Annotated in this window: 22 protein-coding genes and 1 tRNA gene; 12 read left to right on the top strand and 11 right to left on the bottom strand. The window is 58.9% G+C overall.

Features of this window, described 5'->3' with window-relative positions:
* Window positions 1–114 precede the first annotated feature (114 nt).
* Window positions 115–1728: a hypothetical protein gene (locus ACTJKV_RS21065; protein ID WP_440599411.1), complete on the top strand. Its 1614-nt coding sequence runs from the start codon at window positions 115–117 to the stop codon at window positions 1726–1728.
* A gap of 115 nt (window positions 1729–1843) precedes the next feature.
* Here the strand turns inward: ACTJKV_RS21065 and rpsA are convergent, their stop codons facing one another.
* Window positions 1844–3544 carry a 30S ribosomal protein S1 gene (gene rpsA / locus ACTJKV_RS21070; RefSeq protein WP_062427705.1) on the bottom strand — a complete coding sequence of 567 codons (1701 nt, stop codon included), beginning with the start codon at window positions 3542–3544 and terminating at the stop codon, window positions 1844–1846.
* 168 nt (window positions 3545–3712) lie between these two features.
* Window positions 3713–4345 carry a (d)CMP kinase gene (cmk, locus tag ACTJKV_RS21075; RefSeq protein ID WP_113226416.1) on the bottom strand — a complete coding sequence of 211 codons (633 nt, stop codon included), beginning with the start codon at window positions 4343–4345 and terminating at the stop codon, window positions 3713–3715.
* A 226-nt stretch (window positions 4346–4571) separates the two neighbouring features.
* On the opposite strand from cmk, the gene ACTJKV_RS21080 reads away from it, so the two are divergent.
* The 4 genes from ACTJKV_RS21080 (at window position 4572) to ACTJKV_RS21095 (ending at window position 5887) form a co-directional block, all read left to right on the top strand.
* Complete coding sequence (locus tag ACTJKV_RS21080) at window positions 4572–4958, top strand: TIGR02300 family protein (RefSeq protein WP_062427762.1); 387 nt, start codon at window positions 4572–4574, stop codon at window positions 4956–4958.
* A 152-nt stretch (window positions 4959–5110) separates the two neighbouring features.
* Window positions 5111–5186 (top strand) — tRNA-Ala (locus ACTJKV_RS21085).
* A gap of 136 nt (window positions 5187–5322) precedes the next feature.
* Window positions 5323–5451 (top strand): hypothetical protein, encoded by a 129-nt coding sequence (locus tag ACTJKV_RS21090; RefSeq protein ID WP_440599412.1) that lies wholly within the window; start codon window positions 5323–5325, stop codon window positions 5449–5451.
* A 187-nt stretch (window positions 5452–5638) separates the two neighbouring features.
* Complete coding sequence (locus tag ACTJKV_RS21095; protein ID WP_440599413.1) at window positions 5639–5887, top strand: hypothetical protein; 249 nt, start codon at window positions 5639–5641, stop codon at window positions 5885–5887.
* Between the two features lie 110 nt (window positions 5888–5997).
* On the opposite strand, the gene ACTJKV_RS21100 is transcribed toward ACTJKV_RS21095, so the two are convergent.
* Window positions 5998–6504, bottom strand: coding sequence for a MarR family winged helix-turn-helix transcriptional regulator (locus ACTJKV_RS21100; protein ID WP_062445119.1), 507 nt, complete (start codon window positions 6502–6504; stop codon window positions 5998–6000).
* Window positions 6505–7032: 528 nt separating this feature from the next.
* Here ACTJKV_RS21100 and ACTJKV_RS21105 point away from each other — a divergent pair.
* The 3 genes from ACTJKV_RS21105 to ACTJKV_RS21115 all read left to right on the top strand — a co-directional run bounded on the left by ACTJKV_RS21105 (window position 7033) and on the right by ACTJKV_RS21115 (window position 10033).
* Window positions 7033–7818, top strand: coding sequence for a cyclase family protein (locus ACTJKV_RS21105; RefSeq protein ID WP_343108454.1), 786 nt, complete (start codon window positions 7033–7035; stop codon window positions 7816–7818).
* Between the two features lie 101 nt (window positions 7819–7919).
* A complete protein-coding gene (locus tag ACTJKV_RS21110) occupies window positions 7920–9509 on the top strand; it encodes a phytoene desaturase family protein (RefSeq protein ID WP_440599414.1) in 1590 nt (529 codons plus the stop codon).
* A gap of 17 nt (window positions 9510–9526) precedes the next feature.
* A complete protein-coding gene (locus ACTJKV_RS21115; protein WP_062445126.1) occupies window positions 9527–10033 on the top strand; it encodes a MarR family winged helix-turn-helix transcriptional regulator in 507 nt (168 codons plus the stop codon).
* An 11-nt stretch (window positions 10034–10044) separates the two neighbouring features.
* On the opposite strand, the gene dld is transcribed toward ACTJKV_RS21115, so the two are convergent.
* Together dld and ACTJKV_RS21125 are read right to left on the bottom strand one after the other, a co-directional pair.
* Complete coding sequence (dld, locus tag ACTJKV_RS21120; protein ID WP_343108452.1) at window positions 10045–11802, bottom strand: D-lactate dehydrogenase; 1758 nt, start codon at window positions 11800–11802, stop codon at window positions 10045–10047.
* 168 nt (window positions 11803–11970) lie between these two features.
* A complete protein-coding gene (locus ACTJKV_RS21125) occupies window positions 11971–12894 on the bottom strand; it encodes a LysR family transcriptional regulator (RefSeq protein ID WP_343108451.1) in 924 nt (307 codons plus the stop codon).
* Window positions 12895–13048: 154 nt separating this feature from the next.
* On the opposite strand from ACTJKV_RS21125, the gene ACTJKV_RS21130 reads away from it, so the two are divergent.
* From ACTJKV_RS21130 to ACTJKV_RS21140, 3 genes are all read left to right on the top strand, one after another.
* Window positions 13049–14185 carry an iron-containing alcohol dehydrogenase gene (locus tag ACTJKV_RS21130; protein WP_440599415.1) on the top strand — a complete coding sequence of 379 codons (1137 nt, stop codon included), beginning with the start codon at window positions 13049–13051 and terminating at the stop codon, window positions 14183–14185.
* 162 nt (window positions 14186–14347) lie between these two features.
* Window positions 14348–15661 (top strand): MFS transporter, encoded by a 1314-nt coding sequence (locus ACTJKV_RS21135; protein WP_062597591.1) that lies wholly within the window; start codon window positions 14348–14350, stop codon window positions 15659–15661.
* Window positions 15662–15834: 173 nt separating this feature from the next.
* A complete protein-coding gene (locus tag ACTJKV_RS21140; protein WP_112956937.1) occupies window positions 15835–16323 on the top strand; it encodes a cupin in 489 nt (162 codons plus the stop codon).
* Between the two features lie 66 nt (window positions 16324–16389).
* On the opposite strand, the gene ACTJKV_RS21145 is transcribed toward ACTJKV_RS21140, so the two are convergent.
* From ACTJKV_RS21145 to ACTJKV_RS21170, 6 genes are all read right to left on the bottom strand, one after another.
* Window positions 16390–17823 carry an NAD(P)(+) transhydrogenase (Re/Si-specific) subunit beta gene (locus tag ACTJKV_RS21145; protein WP_112956938.1) on the bottom strand — a complete coding sequence of 478 codons (1434 nt, stop codon included), beginning with the start codon at window positions 17821–17823 and terminating at the stop codon, window positions 16390–16392.
* Between the two features lie 19 nt (window positions 17824–17842).
* The gene (locus tag ACTJKV_RS21150) at window positions 17843–19414 is read right to left on the bottom strand and encodes a Re/Si-specific NAD(P)(+) transhydrogenase subunit alpha (protein ID WP_440599416.1); all 1572 of its coding nucleotides are present in this window, start codon (window positions 19412–19414) and stop codon (window positions 17843–17845) included.
* A 143-nt stretch (window positions 19415–19557) separates the two neighbouring features.
* Complete coding sequence (locus tag ACTJKV_RS21155) at window positions 19558–20871, bottom strand: MFS transporter (RefSeq protein ID WP_274104074.1); 1314 nt, start codon at window positions 20869–20871, stop codon at window positions 19558–19560.
* A 127-nt stretch (window positions 20872–20998) separates the two neighbouring features.
* The gene (locus ACTJKV_RS21160) at window positions 20999–22549 is read right to left on the bottom strand and encodes an indolepyruvate oxidoreductase subunit beta family protein (RefSeq protein ID WP_440599417.1); all 1551 of its coding nucleotides are present in this window, start codon (window positions 22547–22549) and stop codon (window positions 20999–21001) included.
* A gap of 15 nt (window positions 22550–22564) precedes the next feature.
* Window positions 22565–24718 (bottom strand): indolepyruvate ferredoxin oxidoreductase subunit alpha, encoded by a 2154-nt coding sequence (locus ACTJKV_RS21165; protein WP_113176422.1) that lies wholly within the window; start codon window positions 24716–24718, stop codon window positions 22565–22567.
* 368 nt (window positions 24719–25086) lie between these two features.
* On the bottom strand, window positions 25087–26079 hold the full coding sequence (locus ACTJKV_RS21170) for an AraC family transcriptional regulator (RefSeq protein ID WP_113176421.1): 993 nt from the start codon (window positions 26077–26079) through the stop codon (window positions 25087–25089).
* Window positions 26080–26245: 166 nt separating this feature from the next.
* On the opposite strand from ACTJKV_RS21170, the gene ACTJKV_RS21175 reads away from it, so the two are divergent.
* Complete coding sequence (locus ACTJKV_RS21175) at window positions 26246–26755, top strand: flavin reductase family protein (RefSeq protein WP_162734218.1); 510 nt, start codon at window positions 26246–26248, stop codon at window positions 26753–26755.
* Window positions 26756–26785: the final 30 nt, after the last annotated feature.

The raw sequence follows: 26785 nt of genomic DNA on the forward strand, positions 1-26785 counted from the left end.
ATCATTCCCCGGCGGTGCGGATGACGAGCAACGGATCGAGCGCATCCCTGAGCATCAAAGCTGCGACGCGATGACAGCGGATCAACGCGCTTCGGACCGAAGGAAGAGCGCACCATGTTGCCGCCCGTCAGTGCCGTCACAGCAGGAGAATTTTCCTCGCAGACTGCGGGGCAGAAGCAGGACGCGGTCAGTTCGCCGGTCAATCAGCCAAATGTCCCGCAGGCCATTTCCGATACCTCACCCAATCCCCCGGTCGTCGCGGCACGCGCCGTCTCCGGCGAAGCGGAGCTTCACCGCACTGGAACGGTGCTGACAGAGGTTCTGGGCTCGCTTCTGGGAATGGAGCGCCTGGAGGGGGAAGATGCCGAAGCCTATGTGAACCGTCTCACCTCGGCCCTCCAATCTCTCCCATTGGCGCAGAAAGCCGCACTTGAACAGCAACTGGGAAAGCTGCTGAAAGGCATGACGATTGCGCTCATGCTGGACATTTTGAAAAACAACGCCGGACCCAATGCTGCAAGACTGGCGGTCATGCTGGAACTGGCGCGTGTCGGCCAGTCGAAGGATGGCGTGAAGGTGGCGCTGCCGCCCTATCTTCAGGATCTTATGCCCGACAGCCCATCCCTTACTCCTCTGCCGATCAAGGTGCCGGCCCCCGCCTTGCAGGGTCCTCGACCGCCGCTTTCCCTGGACCAAAGGGTCTCTTCGCCAGGCAAACCTGTGGCCCCCACGCCGGTGCCAACAGGGGACGTGATAGACGAGGTTCCCTCTTCGACATCCAATTCAGCTCAGACGTCGACAGAGGTATCTGCAACGCCGACGGCGCAGTCGCCTCTCCTTCGTCCCCAGAATACCACGTCAGCGACGGCCTCCACTCCCGCAGCCCCTGGCGCGCCTCAAGCTTCCCTGCCAGTACCCCAAGCGCAGGCGTCTCCGCCACCCGCTCTATCCAGCAACGCCGGATCATCCATCGCGCTTCCGCCGAGTGTGGAGCTACCGATGGTGATGCCAGATGGTACGATGGATGATGCTGCTCTCGCCTCGTTCTTGAAAGCGGACGCGGCGACGATTGCGGCGCAGATTCGTGGTGCGAGCCCGCAGGACATGGAGAAACTGCTATTGGCTGTACTGCTCGGCAGACTGCCTGAGCGTGCCGATCCGCTCGCAGACACAGCTTCCACGCTGCCAGTCCCACCGCACGAAGAAGCCTCCGATACCGAGGCCACAAAAAAGCAGCAGGTCATGACAACCGGACAGCCGCAGGTGCACGCCACCGAGGCACCGAGTGAAGAGACGGCCACCGGGATCCTGCGCCCAGAAGCACAAATAGCTGCCCGCACTTCGGTCGCCGCCGACGGAAAAACCCTCGTCTTCGAGCAGGCGGCACTTCAATCCGCCGTCGCCTCGCTGGTGACAAAGCCCGGCACACCGCTTCCCTTTGTCAACTACCCGATCGAGGAGCAGAAGCGCGATGAAGAGGCACCGCCGCGCGGTCGCTGGCCCTCCTCTGAAGGAGAAGGCGAAGGCGAAGCCGGCGAACAGGCCGGACATGGCCAGACAGACCAGAACGACGCGAAGCAAGATCATCCAGACGATCTATCCGGCCAGGAAGAGCGCGTGGCCGCCAATGATGAGCCGGTCGATCACTCGGTTTCTGATGGCGCGCGCGAAGATGGCCGGGTGGGCGACGCCGAATCCTACTATCTGCGAATGGGCAACTTCGCCTGATCTGCTCGCGAGGGCGCCACGAATTGCGTCTTGCCGCCCTGACAGCTGGAAATAACCGCAACAAAAAACCCGCCGGATCGCTCCAGCGGGTTCTTTAAGCTTTAGAGGCTGACGATTACTCGCCGCGGTTCTTCAGAGCCGCGCCAAGGATATCGCCGAGAGACGCGCCGGAGTCGGACGAACCGAACTGAGCGACGGCTTCCTTCTCTTCTGCGATTTCCAGAGCCTTGATCGAAAGCATGACCTTGCGATCCTTCTTGGAGAAGTTGACGACGCGGGCGTCGAGAACCTGACCAACCGAGAAACGCTCAGGACGCTGATCGTCACGATCGCGTGCCAGGTCGTTGCGGCGGATGAAGGAGGTGATGTCTTCGTGGTTGACGAGCTTCACTTCGATGCCGCCTTCGTTGACGCCGATGACTTCAGCGGAAACGACAGCGTTCTTGCGCAGTTCGCCAGACGTTGCAGCTTCGCCGACGGAATCCTTGCCGAGCTGCTTGATACCGAGAGAGATACGCTCCTTCTCGACGTCAACGTCCAGAACGACAGCCTTGACGACGTCGCCCTTGTTGAACTCTTCGATGACCTGCTCGCCCGGACGGTTCCAGTCGAGATCCGACAGGTGAACCATGCCGTCGACATCGCCTTCGAGGCCAATGAACAGGCCGAATTCGGTCTTGTTCTTGACTTCGCCTTCAACTTCAGTGCCGGCCGGATGGCTGTAGGCAAATGCCTGCCATGGGTTTTCCAGCGTCTGCTTGAGGCCGAGCGAGATACGGCGCTTGGACGGATCGACTTCGAGAACGACAACGTCGACTTCCTGGCTCGTGGACAGGATCTTGCCGGGATGTACGTTCTTCTTGGTCCAGGACATTTCGGAAATGTGGATCAGGCCTTCGATGCCCGGCTCCAGCTCGACGAATGCACCGTAGTCGGTGATGTTCGTGACCGTACCGGAGATCTTCTTGCCAACCGGGTACTTGGCGGAGATGCCATCCCACGGATCGGACTCGAGCTGCTTCATGCCGAGCGAGATACGGTGGGTTTCCTGGTTGATGCGGATGATCTGAACCTTGACCTGCTGGCCAATGTTGAGGATTTCCGAAGGATGGTTGACGCGGCGCCATGCCATGTCGGTGACGTGCAGCAGGCCGTCGATGCCGCCGAGGTCAACGAACGCACCGTAATCGGTGATGTTCTTGACGACGCCGTCAACAACCTGGCCTTCTTCGAGGTTCTGAACGATTTCAGAACGCTGCTCGGCACGCGACTCTTCGAGAACCGTACGGCGCGAAACGACGATGTTGCCGCGACGCTTGTCCATCTTGAGGATTTCGAAGGGCTGCGGGTTGTGCATCAGAGGCGTTACGTCGCGGATCGGACGAATGTCGACCTGCGAACGCGGAAGGAAGGCAACAGCGCCGTCGAGATCGACCGTGAAGCCGCCCTTGACCTGGTTGAAGATAACGCCTTCAACGCGCTCGCCGGCTTCGAACTTGGCTTCGAGCTTGACCCAGCTCTCTTCGCGGCGAGCCTTCTCGCGCGACAGAACGGCTTCGCCCAGAGCGTTTTCGATGCGCTCGACATAAACTTCGACTTCGTCGCCGACTTTCAGCGTGCCGTCCTTGGACTTGGCACCGAATTCCTTGAGCGGAACGCGGCCTTCGACCTTGAGGCCAACGTCAACAATCGCGACATCCTTTTCGATGGCCGTTACGATGCCCTTGGCAACGTAGCCTTCGGCCAGGTCGTTGGAAGCAAAGGACTCTTCGAGCAGGGCTGCGAAATCGTCGCGCGTGGGGGTAGCTACAGACATTAAATCTCCTGAAGTGTCCGTTTCATCAAGGGACACACAAGCGCCGGGGGTTTGCGTTGATCATTCCCGAAATCCATGCCCGCCTTGTCGTGCAAGGCTTTCCGGCGCAGGGCATGCTTTCGGGACATTCCAGAACGGAAATCGGACCTGCCGGTTCCCGTGCAATTCTCATTTCTTCAGCGCGGCATCGATAATCGCTTTTGCCGCTTGAAACGCCGCCTCTATACTCATTTCCGACGTATCAAGCAAGTGCGCGTCTTCTGCTGGTTTCAAAGGACTATCAGACCGGCCCATGTCCCGCTCGTCACGCTTCTTCACATCTGCGAAAATCGCCTCGTAATCGGCAGTACCGCCGCCCGCGACAATCTCGTCATAACGTCTCCTGGCGCGGATTTCGGGCGAGGCCGTCACGTAAAGCTTCACCGGCGCCTCCGGGCAGACAACCGTGCCGATATCGCGCCCATCCAGAACCGTGCCGGGCTCACGCGTTGAAAAGGCACGCTGCGCCGTCACCAGCGCGCGCCGCACGGCGGGCATGACTGCAATCTTCGAGGCCGCCTCGCCCACCTCATGTCGCGAAAGAACCGAGCGATCCAGTCCGGCGAGATCGAGGTGGAGTGCGGTCTCTTCCGCAATCGCCTCATCATCCAGAGGTTTGCCCGCATCAAGAAGTGCCTTGGCGGTGGCGCGGTAGGTCAGGCCGGTATCGAGGTGATGGAAGCCGTAAACCTCGGCGATCTTGCGCGAAAGCGTACCCTTGCCTGCGGCCGCGGGACCATCGATGGCGATAATAAAAGTCATGGGGATAAAATCTCGAATGGACGTTTGTCTCGGCTGCGGGCTTTATCACAAAGAATGCGAGCATTCACCCCGAGAGCGGCCGAAAACTTCCACCCCCGTAATCCCATGCAGTTTATCTTTGACAGGCACCACGCCAGGGATTAAGGGGACCGGCTATAAATTTACCGTCTACTGCCGAATTCACGGCGTTAAGACCGAACTCATTCAAAAATTCGAGGCTTTGACAGTGGCAAAAGCGGAACTTGGAACCAAGCGCACCGACCCCGATACCGGCAAGAAATTCTACGACCTGAACCGCGACCCGGTTGTCTCTCCTTACACCGGCAAGTCCTGGCCGCTTTCCTTCTTCGAGGAAACGACGGCTCAGGCCAAGATGGAACAGGCCGAGGAAGAGGACGTACAGGAAGTCGATACCGAAAGCACGGACGTCGAACTCGTTTCGCTGGAAGACGCCGATGGCGACAATACCAACGACGAAGTTCCTGATGATATCGGCGATGACGATGTCGAACTGGACGATGATGATGACACCTTCCTCGAAGCCGATGAAGATGACGACGATGACGACGTCTCCGGCATCATCGGCGTCGGCGGCGACGACGAAGAGTCCTGATTTTCCAAAGTTTTTTCGCCCGGCCGCAAAAAAATGTTGCCGGGCGAACTTTTCGGCTTGCCATCTTCATTCATGAGAAGTATCAAGCCGCCACCGAACGGAAACAACCGCTTCGGTTCCCGGAACCGGATCAAACATACCGGAACCCTTATGGGGCTATAGCTCAGCTGGGAGAGCGCTTGCATGGCATGCAAGAGGTCAGCGGTTCGATCCCGCTTAGCTCCACCAAATTCTCAGAAATCCATTTTGATCCCGTTAGATAGAGTACGCCTCATTTGGTACTGATGTCTGCGACATCGCTCCGATTTCTCTTGCTATTCAGTCGCAAAGAGCGGCAGTTTCTTCTTTTGAAGAGGAGATTCCAATGGCTAAGGGTCAAGTGAGAAGCAACAAGGAAATCCGCAAACCCAAGAAGGACAAGGCCCCACCGCCTGCCGCTCCTACTCTGGGTGCGAAGACTGTCGAAGCTAGCAAGCAGAAGAAGCCACAGTAAATCTTCGCTTTCTCTACCTGCAGCGCGGGTCTTCGAGGATTTTGGGGACCCGCTACGCGACCGTGAGTGTAAAGCTGACGACCAATGGAAACCACCGCCTCGCTCCTGGTGCAGTTCCAGATAAACTCAAATCTCCATTGGGGTTGAAGACGAGGTGTTAATGCAGAAAGGGATAATGAAAGGGCGGATGGGTTTCGTCCTCATATTCCTCATTTGCGCAGCGATAGCCTTCATGATTAACCTGCTCAACACCGTAAGCTTGCTTCCCAGTGGCGAACGGGCGCAGGGAGCGTATCCGGAAAGAACGCACGCAGAGCAATCTGACTTGAATGAAAGGCTGCGCATAGCGAAAGAAGAAGCGCGCAAGGCTGCAGACGGAGCCCTTCAGGCCATGGAAGGCAATGCACGCGAACCGACCGCAGAAGAAAAGCAGTAGTCGAGTTTGAGGGACGAGACCGGCTTCTCTCGATTTATTCCGTAGTCACCTCGACCATGTCCGACGTCCAGGGCACTGTGACTAGCGCGACATCTTACAGGCGCGGAAACTCACTCCTCATCTCCATCATCCCCCGAAAGATGATTCCGCGTCGACTGCTTCACCTGCCCGACATGCGTAATCAGCCCCGAGATGACGATGGGATCCACGTCGGCCATCATGTCCTTCAGCCAGCCGTCATGGGCCTTTGCCATGGCGTCGAAGGTTGTGCGGCCCTTGTCGGTGAGGTGGGCGACGATGACGCGGCGGTCGTCGGGGAGGCGTTCGCGGATGACGAGGCCGTCTGCTTCCAGCCGCTCCACCAGACCGGTGATATTGCCGTTGGTGACCATCGTGCGCTTGGAGAGTTCGCCAAGCCGCAGGCCGTCGTTTTCGCGGTAGAGCTGCGAGAGGAGATCGAACTGCGGCAGCGTGGCGCCGAATTCGCGGCGCAGGCGGCGACGGATTTCCTGGGAGATGAGTTTGGTCGTAGACAGCAAGCGCAGCCACAGGCGCAGTTCCTGTTTCTTGCCATCCTGCGTATCGCTGATGATCGCTTCCAGATCGATAGCCGACATAACCCATCCCTTGTCCTGAAGTGTGCCGCGGTCTCTCATACAGAACCCGGGCCCTTCAAGTTTCTTGTTCTAACGCATGGCCCCGTAACGGCAAAACCTCTGCCTGCTTTTTACGAGACATGCTCTTATCGGTAGTCTAGAACACCATTCGTGCTGCGGGGTCAACATTCTCAAAGCTTCAAGCAATTTTTCGGCAGCGGCAGACGAGCGATTGCGAGCCCTGGGGTTCTCAAGCTGGCATGCCTTCGTGGTGCAGTCCGCTTCCGATATATGCATGTACAGATTTGGCAAAATCTTGAGAGCAGCGCAGTTAGTTTGGGCGTCATCTCAAGCCGTGGCTATGTCCTTCACCGCGCTGATTTTAAGGCAGCATCACGGCTCTTCAAACCTCTCCCGAAAAACAATTTAAGCTTAAACAAAATTCTTGCATATCCATATTTTTGGTCATAGGTTTTTCCCATTATCGCATCTGCTTCTTTCAGCAGCGCTGACGAAGCAGGAACAGACGGTTCAAAAAGGGGAACTTGAATGACCGATGCTTCGATGATTGCAGGGCTTGCCAGCGGGTTGCTTTCCGGCAAGGTGAAGGTGGTGGATCTGACCGCGCCGCTTGGGCCGGACACGCCGGTTCTTTACCTGCCGCCGCAGTTCGGCAAGAACACCCCCAATGTCAAAGTCCACACCATTTCCGCCTATGATCAGGACGGCCCGTTCTGGGCGTGGAACTGGCTGGAGCTTGGCGAACATACCGGCACCCATTTCGACGCGCCGTGCCATTGGATTACCGGCAAGGACAATGCCGAAAACACGACCGATACCATTCCCCCGCAGAACTTCGTCGCGCCGGTCAATGTCATCGACCGCTCAAAGGAAGCGGCTGAAAACCCGGATTACCTGCTGACTGTCGAAAGCATTCAGGAATGGGAAGCCGAGTACGGCGCGATCGAACCCGGCACCTGGGTGTTACTGCGCACCGACTGGTACAGGCGCAACGGCTCGACGGAGACCTTCCTCAATGCCGATGAGACCGGCCCGCACTCCCCCGGCCCAACGGCGGAAGCCATCGAATATCTTCTCTCCAAGGGCATTATCGGCTGGGGCCAGGAAACCATCGGCACGGATGCAGGCTCCGCAGGCGGCATGAACCCGCCCTTCCCGGCCCACAACCTCATGCACAAGGCCAACAAATACGGTCTTGCCAGCCTCTGCCATCTCGATCAGTTGCCGCCAAAGGGCGCGATCCTAATTGCAGCACCCCTGAAGCTGGTCAAGGGAACCGGCTCGCCCGTGCGTGCGCTGGCGCTGGTCGTCTAAACCAGCCTGTCACCGCTTTAATCTATCGGTCGGAGGCGTGGTTCACGCCTCCGCATCATCCCAATATGCAGATGCTGCCTTCGCCCCTCCTGGAGTTTCCCATGGCTGATCCTGATTACATCATCGTCGGAAGCGGCATCAATGCGCTGGTGGCTGCGGCTCTCTTGGGCAAGAAGGGCAAGCGCGTCCTGCTGCTTGAGAGAAACGAACGCATCGGCGGCTGCCTGCGCACCGAAGAGATCACCCTTCCAGGCTTTCGCCACGACGTCATGGCAACGACCATGGTTCTGTTTTTAACCTCACCTGCCTTTGCCGCTCTCGGCAAGGATCTGGAGTCGAGAGGGCTGGAATTCTGCCACACGTCGGCGCCAACCGGCGTTCTACGGCCGGATGGCACGCATGCTATCCTTTCCATGGATCGTGCCCGCAACATTGCCCATTTCGATGGTATCTCCGAGGGGGACGGCAAGGCCTTCGACCGGGAGATGGGCCGTTTCGCAGGCAATGCCGGCTTCGTCTTCGGCCTGCTTGGCGGCAATCTCTGGTCCACGGCGACAGCCAAGCTGCTTGGTCGCGAGGTCTGGAAACGGGGTTTGAAAGGGCTTACCGCATTTTTCGGTGAAGCCTTGGCGCCCGCGCGCGGCTATCTGGAAACCACCTATCGCTCCGAAGAGCTGCGTGGGCTCTTTGCGCCCTGGGCGCTGCATTGCGGCCTTGGGCCGGAGAGCGCCTATTCCGCAGAAATGACCCGCGTCATCGGCTTTGCCATCGAGGCGGCGGGTTGCCCCATCATCAAAGGCGGGGCCGATAATCTGCTCGCAGCCTTCGAGCGGCTAATCACCGATCAGGGCGGCAGCATCATGCGCAACGCCGATGTTAACCGGATCGATGTCGATGGGTCCGGCAAGGCCGTCGGCGTCACGCTTGCCGATGGAAAGCGATTGCGCGCAGCCCAAGGCGTCATCGCATCCGTTACGCCACACCAGCTTTACGAGCGCCTGCTCAGCACCTCATCCACCGCCCTTCCCCGGCCCGTTCAGGAAGGACTTGCCAGCTATCGATACGGCAAGGGCAACATGCAGATCCATTATGCGCTGAAGGCAGCCCCGCGTTGGCGCGCCGGGGAGGAACTGAGCAAGGTGGCGCTTTTGCATCTCACCCCGGGTCTCGATGGCGTGTCCCGTTCCGCCAATGAAGCCGAACGCGGTCTTCTTCCGGCGGAACCGACAGTCTGCGTCGGCCAGCCGACCGCCCTCGATCCCAGCCGCGCGCCGGATGGCGCCGCCATTCTCTGGCTGCAGGTGCCGGATACGCCGCGCCATATCAAGGGCGATGCCGCCAGTGAGCTTGCCTGCCCGGCGGACGGACGCTGGGCGGAGGCTTTGCGAGAGGCCTTTGCCGATCGCATAGAGGCCATGCTGCGCGCACAGATCGAGAACTTCGACGAGATCGTTCTGAAGCGCCGTGCCTACGCGCCGACGGACCTGGAGGCGATGAACATGAACCTCGTCGGCGGCGATCCTTACGGCGGTTTCTGCGGGCTCGACCAATTCTTTCTCTGGCGTCCGTTCAAAAGCTCGGTTAACCACAAGACCCATGTTGCGGGGCTTTACCATATCGGGGCATCCACGCATCCAGGTCCGGGTCTTGCAGGCGGCTCCGGTTTCCTGCTCGCCTCGTCTTTGCGCTGATAAAGGGATGAAAGCACATGGATAACGGCTTTTCCGTCGAATTCCTCGGAAATCCCGACGACCAGACCAAACGCATTCCCAGCCTCGGCGAGATCGGGCTCAACAATTTTGCGCCCTACATCATGAACCGCATCATGGCGCGGTGGAATGCAAACCTTGCCGAAGACATGAAGGCGCGCGACGTCACCACCGTGAAGATGCGCGCCCTTGCCGTCCTTAACGTCTCCTCGTCGCTCACCATCAACGAGCTTTCCGTCTTCGCCGTCACCGAGCAATCGACCATGAGCCGAACGCTGGATTCGCTTGAGGAACAGGGCCTCGTACGCCGCGTGCCGCGCGCTGACGACATGCGGGTGCGCGATGTGACAATCACCGATGAAGGCCGCGCCGTTTTCGAAGATGTCTGGCCGATCATGTACAACGACATGTGCCGGATGTTCAAAGACATCGACGACGAGGAATATCGCGCTTTCGTGACGACCCTGCACAAGATCCTGCGCAACATCCGTCGTCACGATATCTAGCGGGCAATCGGTCAGCCGCTTTGACGCAGGTCTCCGCAGGCGCAGGCATCGTTTGCCGCTTCTTGTTGTCCCGTCACCTCAACCGCCTCCCATTTGCGCAGCCGCGATGTCTTGCCGATTCCCGGATTGAAGCTGTTGGTCGGGTCCAGTTGACGGTAGAAGGCCTTAAGTGCTGGCTTTGCCTCATAGAGGTGGCCGACATTGTGCTCCGCCGGATATTCTGCGCCGCGCACGTCCAGCGTTTGCATGATCGCATGTTCCAGCGCTTCGCAATCCACACCCTTATGCACCAGATATTCCTGATGCATCACCTGGCAGAGAAAGTGGCCAACGTAGATCTTTAGCGCGATCTTGTCGCTGATCTCCTCTGGCAGCGTCTCGAACCAGTCGATCGTATCGCGTGGCAGGGCGACGTCGAGCGCCACGATATCCTCGATCGTCTTGCGATGAACGGCGCGGTAACGCACCACGGCGCCCCCCGTGACAAACCGGTTGAGGAAGGCCGCCTGTCCCTCTTCCTTCGCGCATTCCAGAAAGTCACCGTTGAGGCCCGGAAAGATCGAATTCAGGTAGTCGCGCATTTCCGCAATGCAGGCACCACCGGTGCGAAACATCAGGTGATGCGCATAGCGGTCGCGATAGTCGATGAGACGCCTCGGCAGGTGTTGGGGCAAGAGCCGGCTCAAAGTCTGAAGCAGACGATCCGACAGCGTCTTGCCAAGCCCGAGCATTTCGGTGACGCCATCGAACCAGCTTTTCGCCGCATAGGCGCGGGGCACATTGACCGAACCAAACTTCTGAATGAAGACGAAGAGATCCTTGCCATAGGTCTGCGCTGCGCCAAACGCATCGGCATGCATATACTCTCCGGCAATCGGCAGGTTACGAAACTGGCCCAGCACGTGGCGACGGATCGTCTGCAGCACGGCAGGGTCGTTGCTGCCCACGTAGAAGACCTGCTCTTGCGCCTCGGCAGCAAAGGTATCCATGCGCACCGCAAAAACGGCAACCTTGCCGGCAGAGCCGGAAACCTCGTAATGCCGCCTCGGATCGGCGTTGAAACGCGCTGGCGTCGAGGCATCGATATCGCGGACATAGTTTGCATATTCGCGGTCGGATGCCCACGCACCGTTTTCGTCGTGGATGTCGACGGCGGTGTAGTCGCCGCGGTCCAGACGCGCCAGAACATCTTCCGGGTTCTGTCCAAGTTCCACGCCGAGATGGTTGACGAGCTCGAGCTTGCCTTCGGCATTCACCCGCGCAAACAGCGAAAGCTGCGTGTAGGCCGGGCCGCGATGGACCAGCGAGCCGCCGGAATTATTGCACACACCGCCCGTCACCGAAGCGCCGATGCAGCTTGAACCGATGACGGAATGAGGCTCGCGCCCAAGCGGCTTCAACCTGCGTTCGAGACTTTCGAGCGTCGCCCCCGGCAAGCATATGACCTGTGCACCATCGCGGATCAGATCGACGCGCGAGAGGCGCATGGTGTTGATGATGACGATTGGCCGGTCATAGCCGTTTCCGAAGGGCGTGGAACCGCCAGTCAGACCGGTGTTCGCGGCCTGAAGGATAATCGCCACATCGGCGTCCACGCAGGCTTGCAGGACATGCCACTGTTCCAAAAGCGTGCCCGGCTGAACGGCTGCGGCAATCTCCCCGTCTCCGTAACGATAGCCGGTGCGGAAGCGACGGGTCGCGCGGGCGCCGACGTGAACATGGCTGTCGCCTGCAATGCTGCGCAAACGTTCGATGAGGGTCGTGATCATGGAAGGAGCCTTTCGATCCTTGCAGGCCGTCCATCTCCTCAATACGGGACGTCATGCTGATATCGTGGTCGGCCTGGTATGGCAGGTCGCGTTATTTTAGGAGAAGTCCGGCGGGTGTAAATCCGCTGTTGCCTGATAGGGATATAACATTAGCAGATAGCGAAACCATCACCTGAGCGTCAAGAGCCGGATAAACTCGGAGGCTGCCGGTGGCAGGGGTGTGCGGATGCGGGTAATCAGCTCATAGGCCTGGCTCTTGGAATGAAGCCTGAAAGAGAGTTTGCGGGCAATGCCGAGACCTGCAAACACATTGGCAACATCATTGGACAGGAGGGCAACGTAGTTCTGGCTGGACTGAACCAGAGACATGGTTGCGAAGGCGGATCGCGTTTCGACAAGCGTGCGGGGGAAGGCGAGACCCGCCTGCTGATACTCCTGTTCCAACGACAAGCGCATCGGCATCCGCGCCGTGTAGACGATCCAGCGCGAGTCGGAAAAGTCGGTGAGTGTCACGCGCTTGCGCCCCACCAGCGGATGCGCCGGATTGGCGACGACCGTCAGAATTTCATCCTGAAAGGCAAAGACATCGTAGAGTTCGGGTGTCGGACTGACAGAACTGCGACCAATCACCAGATCAAGGTCGCCGCGATCGAGTTGGCGCAGAAGCTCTCCACTCGTATCCTCCAAAATCTCGATCGACACGCTTGGAAATCTTTCGGTGAAGGCAAGCACGGCCTCCGTCACCAGCGGCACCGCACCCATGATGGTGCCGACCCGCAGCCGAGCCCACTCTCCGTCGGCAATATGGCGCAACTCCTCCTGAAAGCTTCGAACCTGAGACATCATCACCTTCGCATGGCGGATGGCGCATTGACCTGCGGGTGTTGCCGACAGCCCGCGATTGGTGCGTATGAAAAGCTGCTGCTGCGCGGTTTCCTCTATTTCCTGGAGGCTTTTGGTAGCCCGAGGCTGGCTCATGCCGATACGTGCGGCGGCAGCCTTGAGCGAGTTGGCATCATCGATGGTAGCAAGCAAGTGGATCTGCCGCATCGTGAGACGGCCAAGCCCGCGCATCGTCTGATCCATCATCATATATTCCCTCCCGTTATACCCATATCGACACTTAGCGCATTTACGGGGGGAAATATATCGATATCGTCGTCAACCAACGCACAAGCTGCTGGCTCTCGCGACGACCCTCACAGGGCCGGCAGGGGTCGCTTGCGCCGAATTTGGGAGGTTAGACGTGCCACTGATAAACTACATCACCCGTGTCCAGTTCGGATATGGTGCGCTTGAACTTTTGGCAGACGAGCTTGCACTGGCAAAAATCGACAGAGCGCTGATTGTCAGCGACAAGCCGATTTCGGCGCTAGGGATGGTAGAGCGGGTTCGCGCGCTCGTCGGCAATAAGGTCGCGGGCATCTATGACGAAACGCCCGGCAATCCCAACGAAGTGGCCGTACGCGCGGCAACCGAGCTTTTCATCTCCAGCGGCGCGGACGGTCTGATCGCAATCGGCGGAGGCTCAGCGCTCGATCTCGCCAAGGCGGTCGCGGTGATGGCAGCGCATGACGGACCGCTTAAGACCTTTGCCGCAATCGAAGGCGGCACGGAAAAAATCTCCGCCAAGACATTCCCTGTGGTCGCCATTCCAACGACATCCGGCACGGGAAGCGAAGTCGGGCGCGGCGCGATCATCATCCTCGAGGACGGCCGCAAGGTCGGTCTCCTATCGAACTATCTTGTACCGAAAGCTGCAATCTGCGATCCGGAACTGACGCTCAGTCTCCCTGCCATGCTGACAGCGGCAACCGGGATGGATGCGATTTCCCATTGCATCGAGACCTATCTCGCCCCGGCCTTCAACCCACCGGCCGATGGTATCGCGCTTGAGGGGCTGCGCCGTGCCTGGGGGCATCTTGCAGCCGCCACTTCAGAACCCGGCAACCGTGAGGCCCGGCTCAACATGAGTATCGCCGCGACCATGGGAGCAATGAGTTTCCAAAAGGGTCTTGGCTGCGTTCACAGCCTCAGCCATTCATTGGGCGGCCTGAACCCGAAACTGCACCATGGTACGCTGAATGCGATTTTCTTGCCTGCGGTTCTGGAGTTCAATCGCTCGGCACAGACGGTGATCGAGGAAGACAAGTTCTCCCGTCTGGCTCATGCCATGGGTCTTGCCGGTCCCGACGACGTGGTGCCTGCGTTGGAAGCAATGACACGGCGCATCGGTCTTCCCGTCAAGCTCTCCGAGCTCGGCATTGAAGAAAGCCTGTTTCCCGCAATCATCGCCGGCGCGCTGAAAGATCACACCCATAAGACCAATCCGCGCGAGGCTTCGCCGGAAGATTACCAAGCGATGCTCTCACGATCCTACTGACATCACACACAGGCCCATGGCGCGTTTTGACCGGCTGCAGATCCAGGGTTGGGAGCCCTGAGCGCCGCGTACGGCTTGCCTTTCACCGGGCGGCCGCATGCCGGGGGCCATGACCGCGCGTGTGACCTGACTTGCAGACAACTGATTACTGTGGAGGAAATCATGTCAAAATCAGAAAATGGAAGCCTGGAGGCTTCCACCATGAAAGCCGTTCTCTGGCGGCTCATTCCCTTTGTTATGCTTCTTTATTTCGTGGCCTATCTGGACCGCGTCAATATCGGTTTTGCAGCGCTGACCATGAATGCGGATCTCGGTTTTTCCGCGACCGTTTATGGACTGGGCGCTGGCATCTTCTTCATTGGCTATGCGCTTTTCGAAGTGCCGAGCAACATCTTTCTGCACAAGCTCGGTGCGCGAGTGTGGATCGCGCGCATCATGATCACCTGGGGCTTGTTGTCCGGTGCCATGGCCTTCGTCACCAATCCAACCAGCTTCTACATTATCCGCTTTTTGCTCGGCGCCGCCGAGGCTGGCTTCTTCCCCGGCATCATTCTATACCTCACCTACTGGTTTCCGGCCAAGACGCGCGGTAAGGCCATTGGTCTCTTCATGGTTTCCATCCCGTTGTCGGCCATGATCGGCGCGCCGATCTCTTCAGCCCTTCTCGGCCTCGACTGGTTGAGCATGCGGGGTTGGCAGTGGATGTTCATTTTGGAAGCGATTCCCGCGGTTATTCTCGGCATCGTCACGATCTTCTACCTGACAGACCGCCCTGAACAGGCAAAGTGGTTGTCGCCGGGCCAGCGTGACTGGCTTTCAGCCAAGATGGCGGCCGAACGGGGCGCGATTGCCAATCAGCATGGCGAGAAGTCACTGAAAGCAGCCCTAATGGACAAGAAGGTCCTCGGCTTCGCATTCATCTATTTCTGCGTCGTGCTGGGTTCCTATACGCTCGGTTTCTGGCTTCCGCAGATGATCAAGAGCTTCGGCGAGATGAGCAACTTCCACATCGGACTTGCGACAGCCGGCGTCAACATGTTCGGCGTGGTGGCGATGATCTACTGGACACGCCGCTCCGATGCGCGGCAGGAACGTCTTGGCCATTTCGCCTTCGCCGTCATCCTCGCAGCAATAGGCTTTGGTGTCTGCGCGGCGACACTTTCGACCCCGATCGTGGCCGTGATCGCTCTGACCTTCGCCGGCATGGGCATTTTCTCCGCCCTTCCCACCTTCTGGGCACTTCCGACGACCTTCCTGACAGGTGTCGGCGCGGCTGCAGGGATTGCGCTCATCAACTCCATCGGCAACCTTGCCGGTTATCTCGGACCCTTCGTCATGGGCTATCTGAAGGATCAGACCGGCAGCTACTCGGCCGGATTGGTCATTGTCTCAGCACTTCTTGCCTGCGGTGCTCTAAGCCTTCTCTTCGTCACCCGGATGAAGGCACCATCTGCAAACACGCAGCATCCCGCCTAACCCAATCGTCCTCCCGCGGACCAAGACGCTCCCTCGTTCTTCGAGGGGGCGTTTTGTATGTGCTGCGGCTGTGCTTTCGCGTCTTTCGCTGATCGGCCTGAACTGCATGCCGATATCTGAGTTATCGAGTGGATGACCGTTCGAAACAATGAAATCAGAGCGAGGATAGCGAGATGCAGATAGACCATTTTATCCCTTCGCCAAGCGACTGGGTTCCCAATCACCCCACTTTGCCAGTCCTGATCTATAGCCAGATCCGGGCCGATGTGGATTCATCGGCTTTCGAGGACATGTTCCACGACAATGGCTGGACCGGCATCTGGCAAAACGGTGTCTTCGCCTACCATCACTATCACAGCGGTGCGCACGAGGTCCTCGGCGTCGGACGCGGTGAGGCGAAGCTGCAGATCGGTGGACCGGATGGAAAGTTACTGGATGTGAGGCAAGGCGACTGCCTGCTTCTGCCTGCGGGAACGGGGCATAAGCGGCTGGAAAGCTCGAGCGATTTTCAGGTGGTCGGTGCTTACCCGCCAGGGCAGGAGGCAGACATTCAACGCGACGCGCCGAATGAGAAGATGCTGGCGCTGATAAAATCTCTTCCTGTTCCCGAAACCGATCCGGTCCTGAAAACATCCGGCGGCTTGGTCGAACTCTGGCGTTAGGCGATAACAACGATCAAAGGTGACGAGGCCTCTGTCTTGAATGACGAGGCCTCGCCGTTTTTTACATCATGAAAGCAGAGGCACCAGCGCGCTGACGCTCTGCTTGGCGTCGCCATAGAACATGCGGGTGTTCTCCTTGAAGAACAGCGGGTTCTCGATACCGGAATAGCCGGTGCCCTGGCCGCGCTTGGAGACGAAGACCTGTTTTGCCTTCCACACTTCGAGCACCGGCATGCCGGCGATCGGGGAGTTTGGATCCTCCTGCGCCGCCGGATTGACGATGTCGTTGGAGCCAATGACGATGACGACATCGGTGTTCGGGAAATCGTCGTTGATCTCGTCCATTTCCAAGACGATGTCGTAGGGCACCTTGGCTTCGGCAAGAAGCACGTTCATATGGCCCGGTAGGCGGCCTGCAACGGGATGGATGGCAAAACGCACGGTCTTGCCAGCTGCGCGCAGCTTGCGCGTCAGTTCCGACACCGCAGCCTGCGCCTGCGCAACCGCCATGCCGTAGCCCGGGACGATGACGACACTGTCGGCCTCGTTGAGAGCTGCAGCAACGCCTTCGGCATCGATCGCCACCTGTTCGCCGCTGATTTCCATTGCCGGACCGCTTGTGCCGCCAAAACCACCGAGGATGACCGAAATGAAAGACCGGTTCATCGCCTTGCACATGATGTAGGACAGGATCGCACCCGAAGAGCCGACCAGCGCACCGGTGACGATCAGAAGATCATTGCCAAGCGTGAAGCCGATCGCCGCTGCCGCCCAGCCGGAATAGCTGTTGAGCATCGAGACCACGACCGGCATATCGGCGCCGCCGATGCCCATGATCAGGTGATAGCCGATGAAGAAGGCGAGCAGCGTCATCAGCACCAGCGTCCAGGCACCCGCGCCGTTGCAATAGAGGATGAGCAGAAGAATGGAGAGCGCCGCAGCCCCTGCATTGAGGATGTGCCCGCCCGGGAGCTTCTTTGCCTTGCCATCGACCTTGCCGGCCAGCTTGCCGAAGGCAACCACCGAGCCGGTGAAGGTGACAGCTCCGATGAAGACGCCGAGGAACACCTCGACCTTCATGATCGCCAGTTCCACCGGCGTCTTGTGCGCCAGAAGTGCAGCAAACCCGGTCAGCGCCGAGCGTGACGCTTCATCGAGAGAAGCCACATGCGCTTCTTCGATATGGGCGTTGAAGCCGATGAAGACGGCTGCCAGACCGACGAAGGAATGGAGTGCGGCCACGAGCTGCGGCATTTCCGTCATCTGCACGCGGCTTGCCACGAAGTGGCCGAGAACCGCCCCGCCTGCCAGCATCACCAGCACGATGAACCAGTTGCCGACATCCGGTCCGAAAACCGTAGCGATGATCGCGAGCGCCATGCCGGTGATGCCGTACCAGACGGCGCGTTTGGCGCTTTCCTGGCCGGAGAGACCGCCGAGCGAAAGGATGAAAAGAACCGCAGCGGCAACATAGGCCGCCGAAACAATACCAAGTGTCATGATTATCCTCTCACCCGGCTCAAGACTTCTGGAACATGGCAAGCATGCGCCGTGTCACGAGGAAGCCACCCACGATATTGATCGTCGCAATCAGCACCGAGAGTGCCGCCAGAATGACGACAAGCCAGTTGCTCGAACCGACCTGCAACAACGCCCCCAGGATGACGATGCCCGACACGGCATTCGTCACCGCCATCAACGGCGTATGGAGAGAATGGCTGACATTCCAGATGACCTGGAAGCCGATGAAGCATGCCAGAACGAAGACGATGAAGTGGCTCATGAAGCTTGCAGGCGCATAAACGCCGACGAGAAGAAGCAGTGCCGTGCCCACAGCCAGAAGAGCGACCTGATTCCTGGTCTGGGTCTTGAACAGCGTGATTTCCTGCGCCCGCTTTTCCGCAGGCGTCAGCTCCTTGGCTTTCTCCTTCGGCTTCTGCGCGGCAATGGCCTTGATCTTCGGCGGCGGCGGCGGATAGGTAATCTCACCCTCATAGGCAACCGTTGCACCACGGATGACATCGTCTTCCATGTTGTGCACGACCTGCCCATCCTTGCCCGGCGTCAAATCGGCCATCATGTGGCGGATATTGGTGGCATAGAGCGTGGAGGCCTGGGCCGCCATGCGGCTTGGAAAATCCGTATAGCCGATGACGATCACACCGTTGTCCGAAACGATGCGTTGATCGGGAACGGTCAGATCGCAGTTCCCGCCGCGTTCCGCAGCAAGATCAACGATGACGGAGCCGGGCTTCATTGCCGCGACCATATCGGCGAGCCAAAGCTTTGGCGCATCGCGACCCGGGATCAGCGCCGTGGTGATGACGATGTCGATCTGCGGCGCAAGCTCGCGGAATTTGGCCAGTTGCTTCTCGCGGAATTCAGGCGATGACGGAGCGGCATAACCGCCGGTCGCAGCACCATCCTGCTGCTCGGCGAAATCGAGATAGACGAATTCAGCGCCCATGGACTCGATCTGCTCCGCCACTTCCGGGCGCACATCGAAGGCATAGGTAATCGCGCCAAGCGACGTGGCGGTGCCGATCGCGGCAAGACCCGCAACACCTGCACCGATGATCAGAACCTTGGCTGGCGGCACCTTGCCCGCCGCCGTCACCTGTCCGGTGAAAAAGCGGCCGAAATTGTTGCCTGCCTCAATGACGGCACGGTAGCCGGCGATGTTTGCCATGGAAGACAGGGCATCCATCTTCTGGGCGCGCGAAATGCGCGGCACCATGTCCATGGCGATGACAGCGGCACCCCTGTCCTTTGCCTGTTGCAGAAGCGTTTGGTTCTGCGCCGGGTAGAAGAAGGAAATCAACGTCTTGTCCGGCGAAAGCCGATCGATCTCGGAGTCTTCCGGCGGGCGAACCTTGGCGATGATATCGGAACCCGAGTAAAGCGCATCTGCGCTCTCCACCACGGTCACGCCCGCTGCTCGATAGGCCTCGTCGGAGAAACCGGCAGATTTGCCAGCCCCGGTTTCGATGAGGCATTCATAGCCCAGTTTCTGCAAGGCCTGAGCGCTATCCGGCGTCATCGCGACGCGCGCTTCGCTCTCATATATTTCTCTCGGTGCACCTAGTCTCAAAAGTCCCTCCCTTTAAACCCGAAACACTGCAATGACGTCGTCTCATATCGACCCCGGCATCGGCCCGAAAATCGACGTCGATTTTTGGACGGCACAACGCGTAGGCTCAAAATGGAGAGCGGCCTTTGTGCGTCCTAACGGACTTAAGACGCTCTCGTTGATGACGGTATTAACACAGTCGCGAGTGCCGCCAAGGCCGCTACAGCCGCAAATATGTAAAAGTTCCATTCAGGCGCAAGATTTGTGCTGGCGATGAAGCCGCCGAGCAGCGGGCCTGTCAGCGCGCCGATACGGGAGAAGCTCAGCGCAAAACCCGTGCCCGCCGAACGGATTGTGGGATCAAGCCGCTGCGCCAGAAATCCGGTAAGAATGAGGGACGCAGACACCGTGCCGAAACCGGCTATGGCGACGAAGACGTAGTTCAGCAGAATGGAACTCTTGAAGGTGAGTGCGGCAATGCCGATGGCACCGACCAGATAGGAGAGCGCGACCGTGCGCTTGATCCCGAACCTGTCGGCCCATGTGCCGAGCACGATACCACCAATGGCCGAGGACAGGCTGAAGACCGCGAGGAACAGCAGGCTATCGCCCAAATCGTAGCCGTTCTTGCGCATGATCTGCGGCAGCCACTGCGCCAGGCCATAGACGAGAAGAAGCCCGAGAAACAGACCGACCCAGAAGCAGATCGTCTCAAAGGCCTTGTCGCGGGCAAAGATGGTTTTCAAAACAGCCGACCAGCCCGGGCCTTTCGGGTTTTTTTGAACGGTCTTCGGAACGGCGATACCCATGCGCCTTGCCGTTTCAGCAGCCTCTTTTTGCTTGCCGCGCAAGACGAGGCTTTCGACCGATTCTGGCAGCAGGAAATAGAAAACTGGCACGACGAGAAGCGGTGCTGCACCAAAGAGAACGATCACGCGCCAGCCATAATCTGCGAGAAAGCCACGGCTGAAAAGCGCCGCCGCCAGAATGCCGAGCGAGTAACCGGAATACATCAGGCCATAATTGAAGCTCTTGCGGCTTTTGGGCGAGTACTCCACCGTGAGCGCCGCAGCAACGGGAATGATGCCGCCAAGGCCGAGACCGGCGACGAAGCGACTGACCGCAAACCAGAACGGTGTCGGTGCCAGAGAGGTCAAGATCATGCAAGCGGCAAACAGGCTGAGGCAGCCCATGAAGAGCGGCTTGCGGCCATAAAGTTCGCTCAGCGTGCCAACGATGATGCCGCCGATCAGCATGCCGATCACGGTGTAACTTCCCATAGCGCCTAGTTCGAGCGGCGTCAGTTTCCAGACTGGATCGGTTGCAAGGGCAGGAAGAATGGCGCCGAGAACACCGACGTCGTAGCCTTCCGCGAAAATAGCGAACCAGCAGAGCGCCACCACCAGCAGGCTCTTGCGCGATGAGATTTCTGCAGGCTTCGCTGCAGCATGAGACGGTCGTCCGATGGACTGTGTCATGACAAAGTTCCCCCTTTTGCACGAGGCCAGGCCCCGCGCATTCGACACGAATTGAAATTGTGAAATGGGGACGGTCACCCTTCCCAGGGCGCCGCCGTTCTTATGGTTATAGCGTCGCGGCCAAGGTTCAGAGCGTCGCGACGGTCTTCAGGGCGCCGTCCAGCGCAATGCCCTGCTCATCCAGAAGTGCCGCCTGCCGCAGGCGTCGCATCCAGGCAGCCCCATCCTCACGATCGCGCAGCAAGGGCAGCGCCGACATCACGCGATCGAATTTGGACAGGCCACGCGAATGCGTATCCGAATAGCCTTTGACAAGACGACGATTGCCAAGAACCTCCACGGCGAGATCGTAATTAGTCGGCAGGATTTCTTCCGCTTTTTGAATCCAGGCATCGCGATGCGTGACTTCGATATGATGGCGCAGGCTGCCCCGGCGGAAACGGCGCAAGGCGGAGGTAACGTGAAGGCAGAGGAACCAGAACAATGTGCCGGTCTTCACCCGCCGGCCCTTGTCGATACGGCGATTGAGGAAGGCGAAGAGTTTCGGACTATTCTCGATCCACTGGCCGATCCTACGTGGAAGCGTGCCGCACACTTCCTCCATGCGCGGATGCATGTATTCCGTCGTGTAGAGCAGTTGATCGCCCTTGACGCCGACTTCCTTGCGCACGCGCTCGAAGCGAGCCGAACGCGTTTTCAGGTCTGCAACGCGAATGACATCGTCATAGGCCATGGCGACGGCCAGATATTTTGCTGCCTGTGCGGTGAAGGCATAATCCTTCTCAGCGCCGCCATTGGCGGCATCTGCCTTGTGAAGGGAAGCGACCCGCGTCAGGTACTCATCCGCATAAGCCGGATCCTGGAATTCGGTCAGCTTCTTCACACCGGCATAGAGCATGGAGTGCGCATTTTGCGGAAACTCTGTCCGGATGCGGGCAATCAGCCTATCCAGCGCGGGATGACCGGCGGATGTGGGCAACTCTTCCAGCTTCTTGACGGGCGTTGCGGACAGCTTGTCGTTTTCGCCCTTGGTCGCCCGCTCGTAAGCGGCATTGAAGGCCCGAAGGCTGGCCTCGATGCCTTTGCCGCCCGACTTGATGGTAGCTTCGAAGATTTCCTTGGAGAAAGGCAATGCCTTGGACGCGGCCAGCGCACCGAAGAGCGCCGAAGACACCACGCTGCCATTCTTGACAGCCAGCGTATCCATGTCGAAGGCAATGGTTTTCTTGGCGGCGAAATCCGTCGCATCGACCACGACAGTGGGGTTGCCGATGCCATCGCCCGGCTTTTCCTTTTCACCGACCGCATAGGAACGATGGGTGGAGGCGATCAGCAGCGTCTTGTCCGGCGTGACGAGGCCGCGAATTACCGAGCGCCCGGCTTCCATCAGTTCCGCGGCAATGACGATATCGACATCGCCGGGTGTCGGCATCAAGGAAAGGATCGGCCTCTCGCCCTCCCGTGCCTTCAGCAATTCAAGATAATAGATCGTCGCGCCCGTGCGCTGAGCGACTCCTGGAACCGAAGTTGTCTGCGCAACCCAACCCTGGCCTTCGGCAAGCGAGATGATCCAGTCCGCCAAAACGCCGCCGCCCTGCCCACCCATGGCGAGGATGGCGATGGAAAGCGGCTTGTCGGCGGAAAGAACGGACGAAAACTGCGATTGAAGACTATCCATGATGATCTCTCCTCCTCAAGCCGGAAACAGAACGCGCGACGCGTTTCTGCGCTTTTGCAGCCATTCGATCACCGCAGAGCGCAGGCGATAGAGAAACCTGTCGGTTTTCGTCGGATTGTGAATGACATCGGCCCGATAGAAGGAGGGGCAGAGAACCGCCGCTTCCGAGACTTCGCCGCAGTTGCCGCAACCCACACAGGAATTGTCGATCGCCGCGACCGGATCGTCCTTCAGCGGATCGTCCGTATGCTTGACCGAAAGAGAGGGACAACCGGACAATCGAATACAGGCGTGATCGCCGGTGCAGACATCCTCATCCACGCCGAAGCGTTCCTTGACCATGCGCTTGCCGTCCTTCACCGCCTTGGCAAATTGCGGTTTGACTCGGCGCTGCTTGTTCAGCATGCATTCGGAGGAAGCGACGATGATCTTCGGACCCTTCTCGTCCGTTGTCAGCGCCTCTTTCAACGTGTCGCGCATCTTCGCCACGTCATAGGTGCGGTCGATCTGCTTGACCCAGGTGGCGCCGATGCCCTTAACCGCCTTGACGATCGAATTGTTGGTTTTGCGGTTGGGATTGTCGGCGCGCGACGACAGGACGTCCTGTCCGCCCGTTGCAGAGGCATAATAATTGTCGACGATGATCGTCACGCCATCCTGCTTGTTGAAGACGGCGTTGCCGACGGACGTGGCGAGACCGTTGTGCCAGAAACCGCCATCGCCCATGACCGAAATCGAGCGCTTGTCGGCCTCGACATTGAAGGCGGAGGCAGAGGCCGGACCGAGCCCATAGCCCATCGTTGTGCCGCCAATATTAAAGGGTGGCAGGATGGAGAAGAGGTGGCAGCCGATATCGGCCGATACATGATGCGGTCCAAGTTCCTTCTCGACCAGTTTCATCGCAGCAAAGATGGGCCGCTCGGGACAGCCGGTGCAGAAGCCAGCCGGACGGGCTGGCACGACGTCCGCCAGCGCCTTCACCTTCGGATCGCTCAACACGGCGGAAGGATCGGGAACAGGCGGTCGATTGCCGAGAAGCTGCGGCGCGTTGACCTCGAGAAACCCGGTCAGCCCTTTGATCAGCACCGGCGTCGTATACTCGCCGCCCATGGGCAGCAGGTCCTTGCCGGAGACCTTGGTCTGGATGTCGCGACGGCGCATCAGCGTGTGGAGCGCCTGTTCGATATATTCAGGCGCGCCCTCTTCCACCATCAACACCGCCTTCTTGCTAGCTGCAAACGCGATGATTTCGTCGTCGATCAGCGGGTAGGAGACATTCATGACGTAGAGCGGGATGCGGCTATTGCCATAGACATCGGCGAGACCGAGATGCTGAAGCGCCCGCATGGTGCTGTTGTAGAGGCCTCCCTGAAGGATAAGACCAACCTCGCCTTCGGATGGACCGAAGAACTCGTTCAACTGGTTGGTTTTGACGAACTCGACTGCCGCTGGCCAACGACGCTCCAGCTTGTCCTTCTCGTGCTGGAAGGACGCGGGCGGCAGAACGATGCGGTTGAGATCGCGCACCGGATTTTCCAGCGCCTGTTTCAGCGTGTAGGACGGACGCTTATTGTCCTTGGCAACGAACTGGCCATGAACGTGACAGCTGCGGATCCCGACCTGCAGCATGACCGGCGTGCTCGATGCTTCGGAAAGCTCGAAGCCCTTTTCGACGGCATCGACGATGGAGGTCAAATTCGGACGCGGCGTCAAAAGCCACATCTGCGATTTCATCGCAAAGGCGTGGCTGCGCTCCTGCATGATGGAGGAGCCTTCGCCATAATCCTCGCCGATGATCACAAGAGCGCCACCTGTCACACCGCCGGAGGACAGGTTGGACAGCGCGTCGGAAGCGACATTGGTTCCAGCCGTCGACTTCCAGGTCACCGCACCACGGACCGGATACATGACGGATGCAGAAAGCATGGCCGCAGCTGCCGCTTCGGACGCCGATGACTCGAAATGAACACCCAGCTCCTGCATGACATCCTTGGCATCGGCCAGAACATCCATGAGGTGGGAAATCGGCGATCCCTGATAGCCGCCGACATAGGACACGCCGGATTGCAGCAGCGCCTTGGTAATGGCGAGGATCCCCTCGCCGCTGAAGATTTCGCCTTCACCGAGCTTGAGATCTTCGACCTCGCGCGCAAATGACCGTTCGGCCATGGTGGTTCCCCTTATGACTATTACGCCTTTATATGCAAAATCATATTTCTACTTTCGAGCAGATGTCAACAGGGAAAGATTTAAGCCTAAAGTAATTGCAAAAACTCGATATCAAGCCTCGAAACTGCATATTTTTGCACTGCTATACACGCAGCGCCATATGCATATGCACATTTCTTGCGCAGACCGGTGCCACAGCGCAACTTTTCCACCCCAGTGGCGCGGAGCCGACGCCAACACAGGTAATTTTCTTTACGCTTAAAACATCATCGATTTGGGTAGGCGGCACAAAGGACCATTCCAAGGCTCGTCCTCACGGCTGTTCACGAGACGTTCAACCCTGTCGCGGGTCACACGTCACGTACGCGTCAAGACATGCCTCTGCTCTGTCGCAATGTCTGCGAGGGCGTTTCGCCGTACCTTTCTCGATAGGCAAAGGCGGCACGGCCGAGGTGGCCGAGACCGGAGGAAAAGACGGCGTCTGCGACACTAATATCGGCAGATGGCGCCAACAGGGTTTTGCGCAAAAGCTCGAGGCGCGCATCCTGCACCGCCTCCATCAAGGTCTGGCCCTTGGCCTTTCGATAGCTGTCCTGGAGGGTGCGCAGTGGAACGCCCGCCGCCTCGGCAATATCGGCTGCGGTGATGGAACGCTCGGCATTGGCCCTGATATAGTCTTCGGCCCGCTGAACCGGTACGGGACCCGCACCTGAACTTGATCGTTGAAGAAGGCCCTTGCGGTTATGGGGCAGTCCGCTCAGCAGAAGGTTGATCAGCCCGTCACGAAGCATGATCCGATAGGCCTCGGAAAAATGGCCTCTGTCCTTGGCGGCTACCGACATCAGCAGGCTGTGCTGAGATATTCCCTGCCCGATCCCGGAGGTCAGATCGATCGCCGGTTCGAATTCGATACGCTCGGATCGCTCATGCGCCAGATTCTCGAATTGGCTTTCCACCAGATCGCGCTCCAAACGCACGATCAGCTTCTCGCATCCCTCCGCCCAGCGCATGCGGGTCGAGAGCGTCGGCGACAGAAGCGTTGCCGTGCGGCCTTCTGCAACATGGGTCTCATCATTCCCGCAACGAACGACGGCACTGCCCTTCACAGGAAGCTGCAGAAGAAAGAAGCGCGAAAGCTCGCCCGGATCGATTTCGACCGCGGATCCATAGGAGACGACATTGATGGAGTGGCCCGGCTCCTCCACCACATCGTGAACCGCGTGAAAGCCGCTTTTCCTACGTCCATCCACGAGCAGAAAATGCGGACAGAATATACGTCCGATCGCTTCGCGCGCCTCGTCCACGTCGTGGGTGTCCACCACCGGACGGGCTTCTGGCTGCTGCTTTCCAACATCGATCATCAGTCACTCGCCGGAAATGACAAAAGTGAAGTTTCAGACCGCCTGTCGCCGAAACTGGACAAATCCCTGCGCAATCTGGATTGCCGATTGGACCTGTTCGCCGGAACATCATCGAAAGTTTAAACATAAAACGAATGCGAAATCCATTCGCAAAGGGAACAAAAACATGAGCAGCGAGGAATTCCGCGCCGGCATGCGCAAGCTGACCGGCGGTGTCACCATCATCACCTCCATGGATGCAGAGGGCAACCGCTGCGGACTGACGGCCACGGCCGTCTGTTCGCTGTCGACCGAGCCTCCATCGCTTCTGGCCTGCGTCAACCGGTCGAGTTCGGTGGCAGCCGTGGTAGAAGCAAGCGGCGTCTTTGCCGTCAACGTTCTGGCGCTCGATCAACAGCCGGTGGCGGAAGTCTTTGCCGGGCGCGCTGGCCTCGCGCGTGAAGAACGCTTTGCCGCAGGCGAATGGATCAAGGGCATCATGACCGGCGCGCCGGTTCTGTCTGAGACATGCGTCTCCTTCGAATGCGAGATCGCCGAGGTGAAGGAATTCGGCACGCATCTGATCCTGATCGGCAAGGTCGCCAAGACCCATTGCGCTTCGGAAGACGACAATCCGCTGATCTACGGAAACGGTGCGTTTCTGACCGCAGCCGCACCTCCGCAAGCCGCGGCCTGATACCACACACCATTTCTGCTGACATTTGCA

The sequence above is a fragment of the Agrobacterium sp. 22117 genome (assembly GCF_052045735.1).
Classification (GTDB): Bacteria; Pseudomonadota; Alphaproteobacteria; order Rhizobiales; family Rhizobiaceae; genus Agrobacterium; species Agrobacterium cavarae.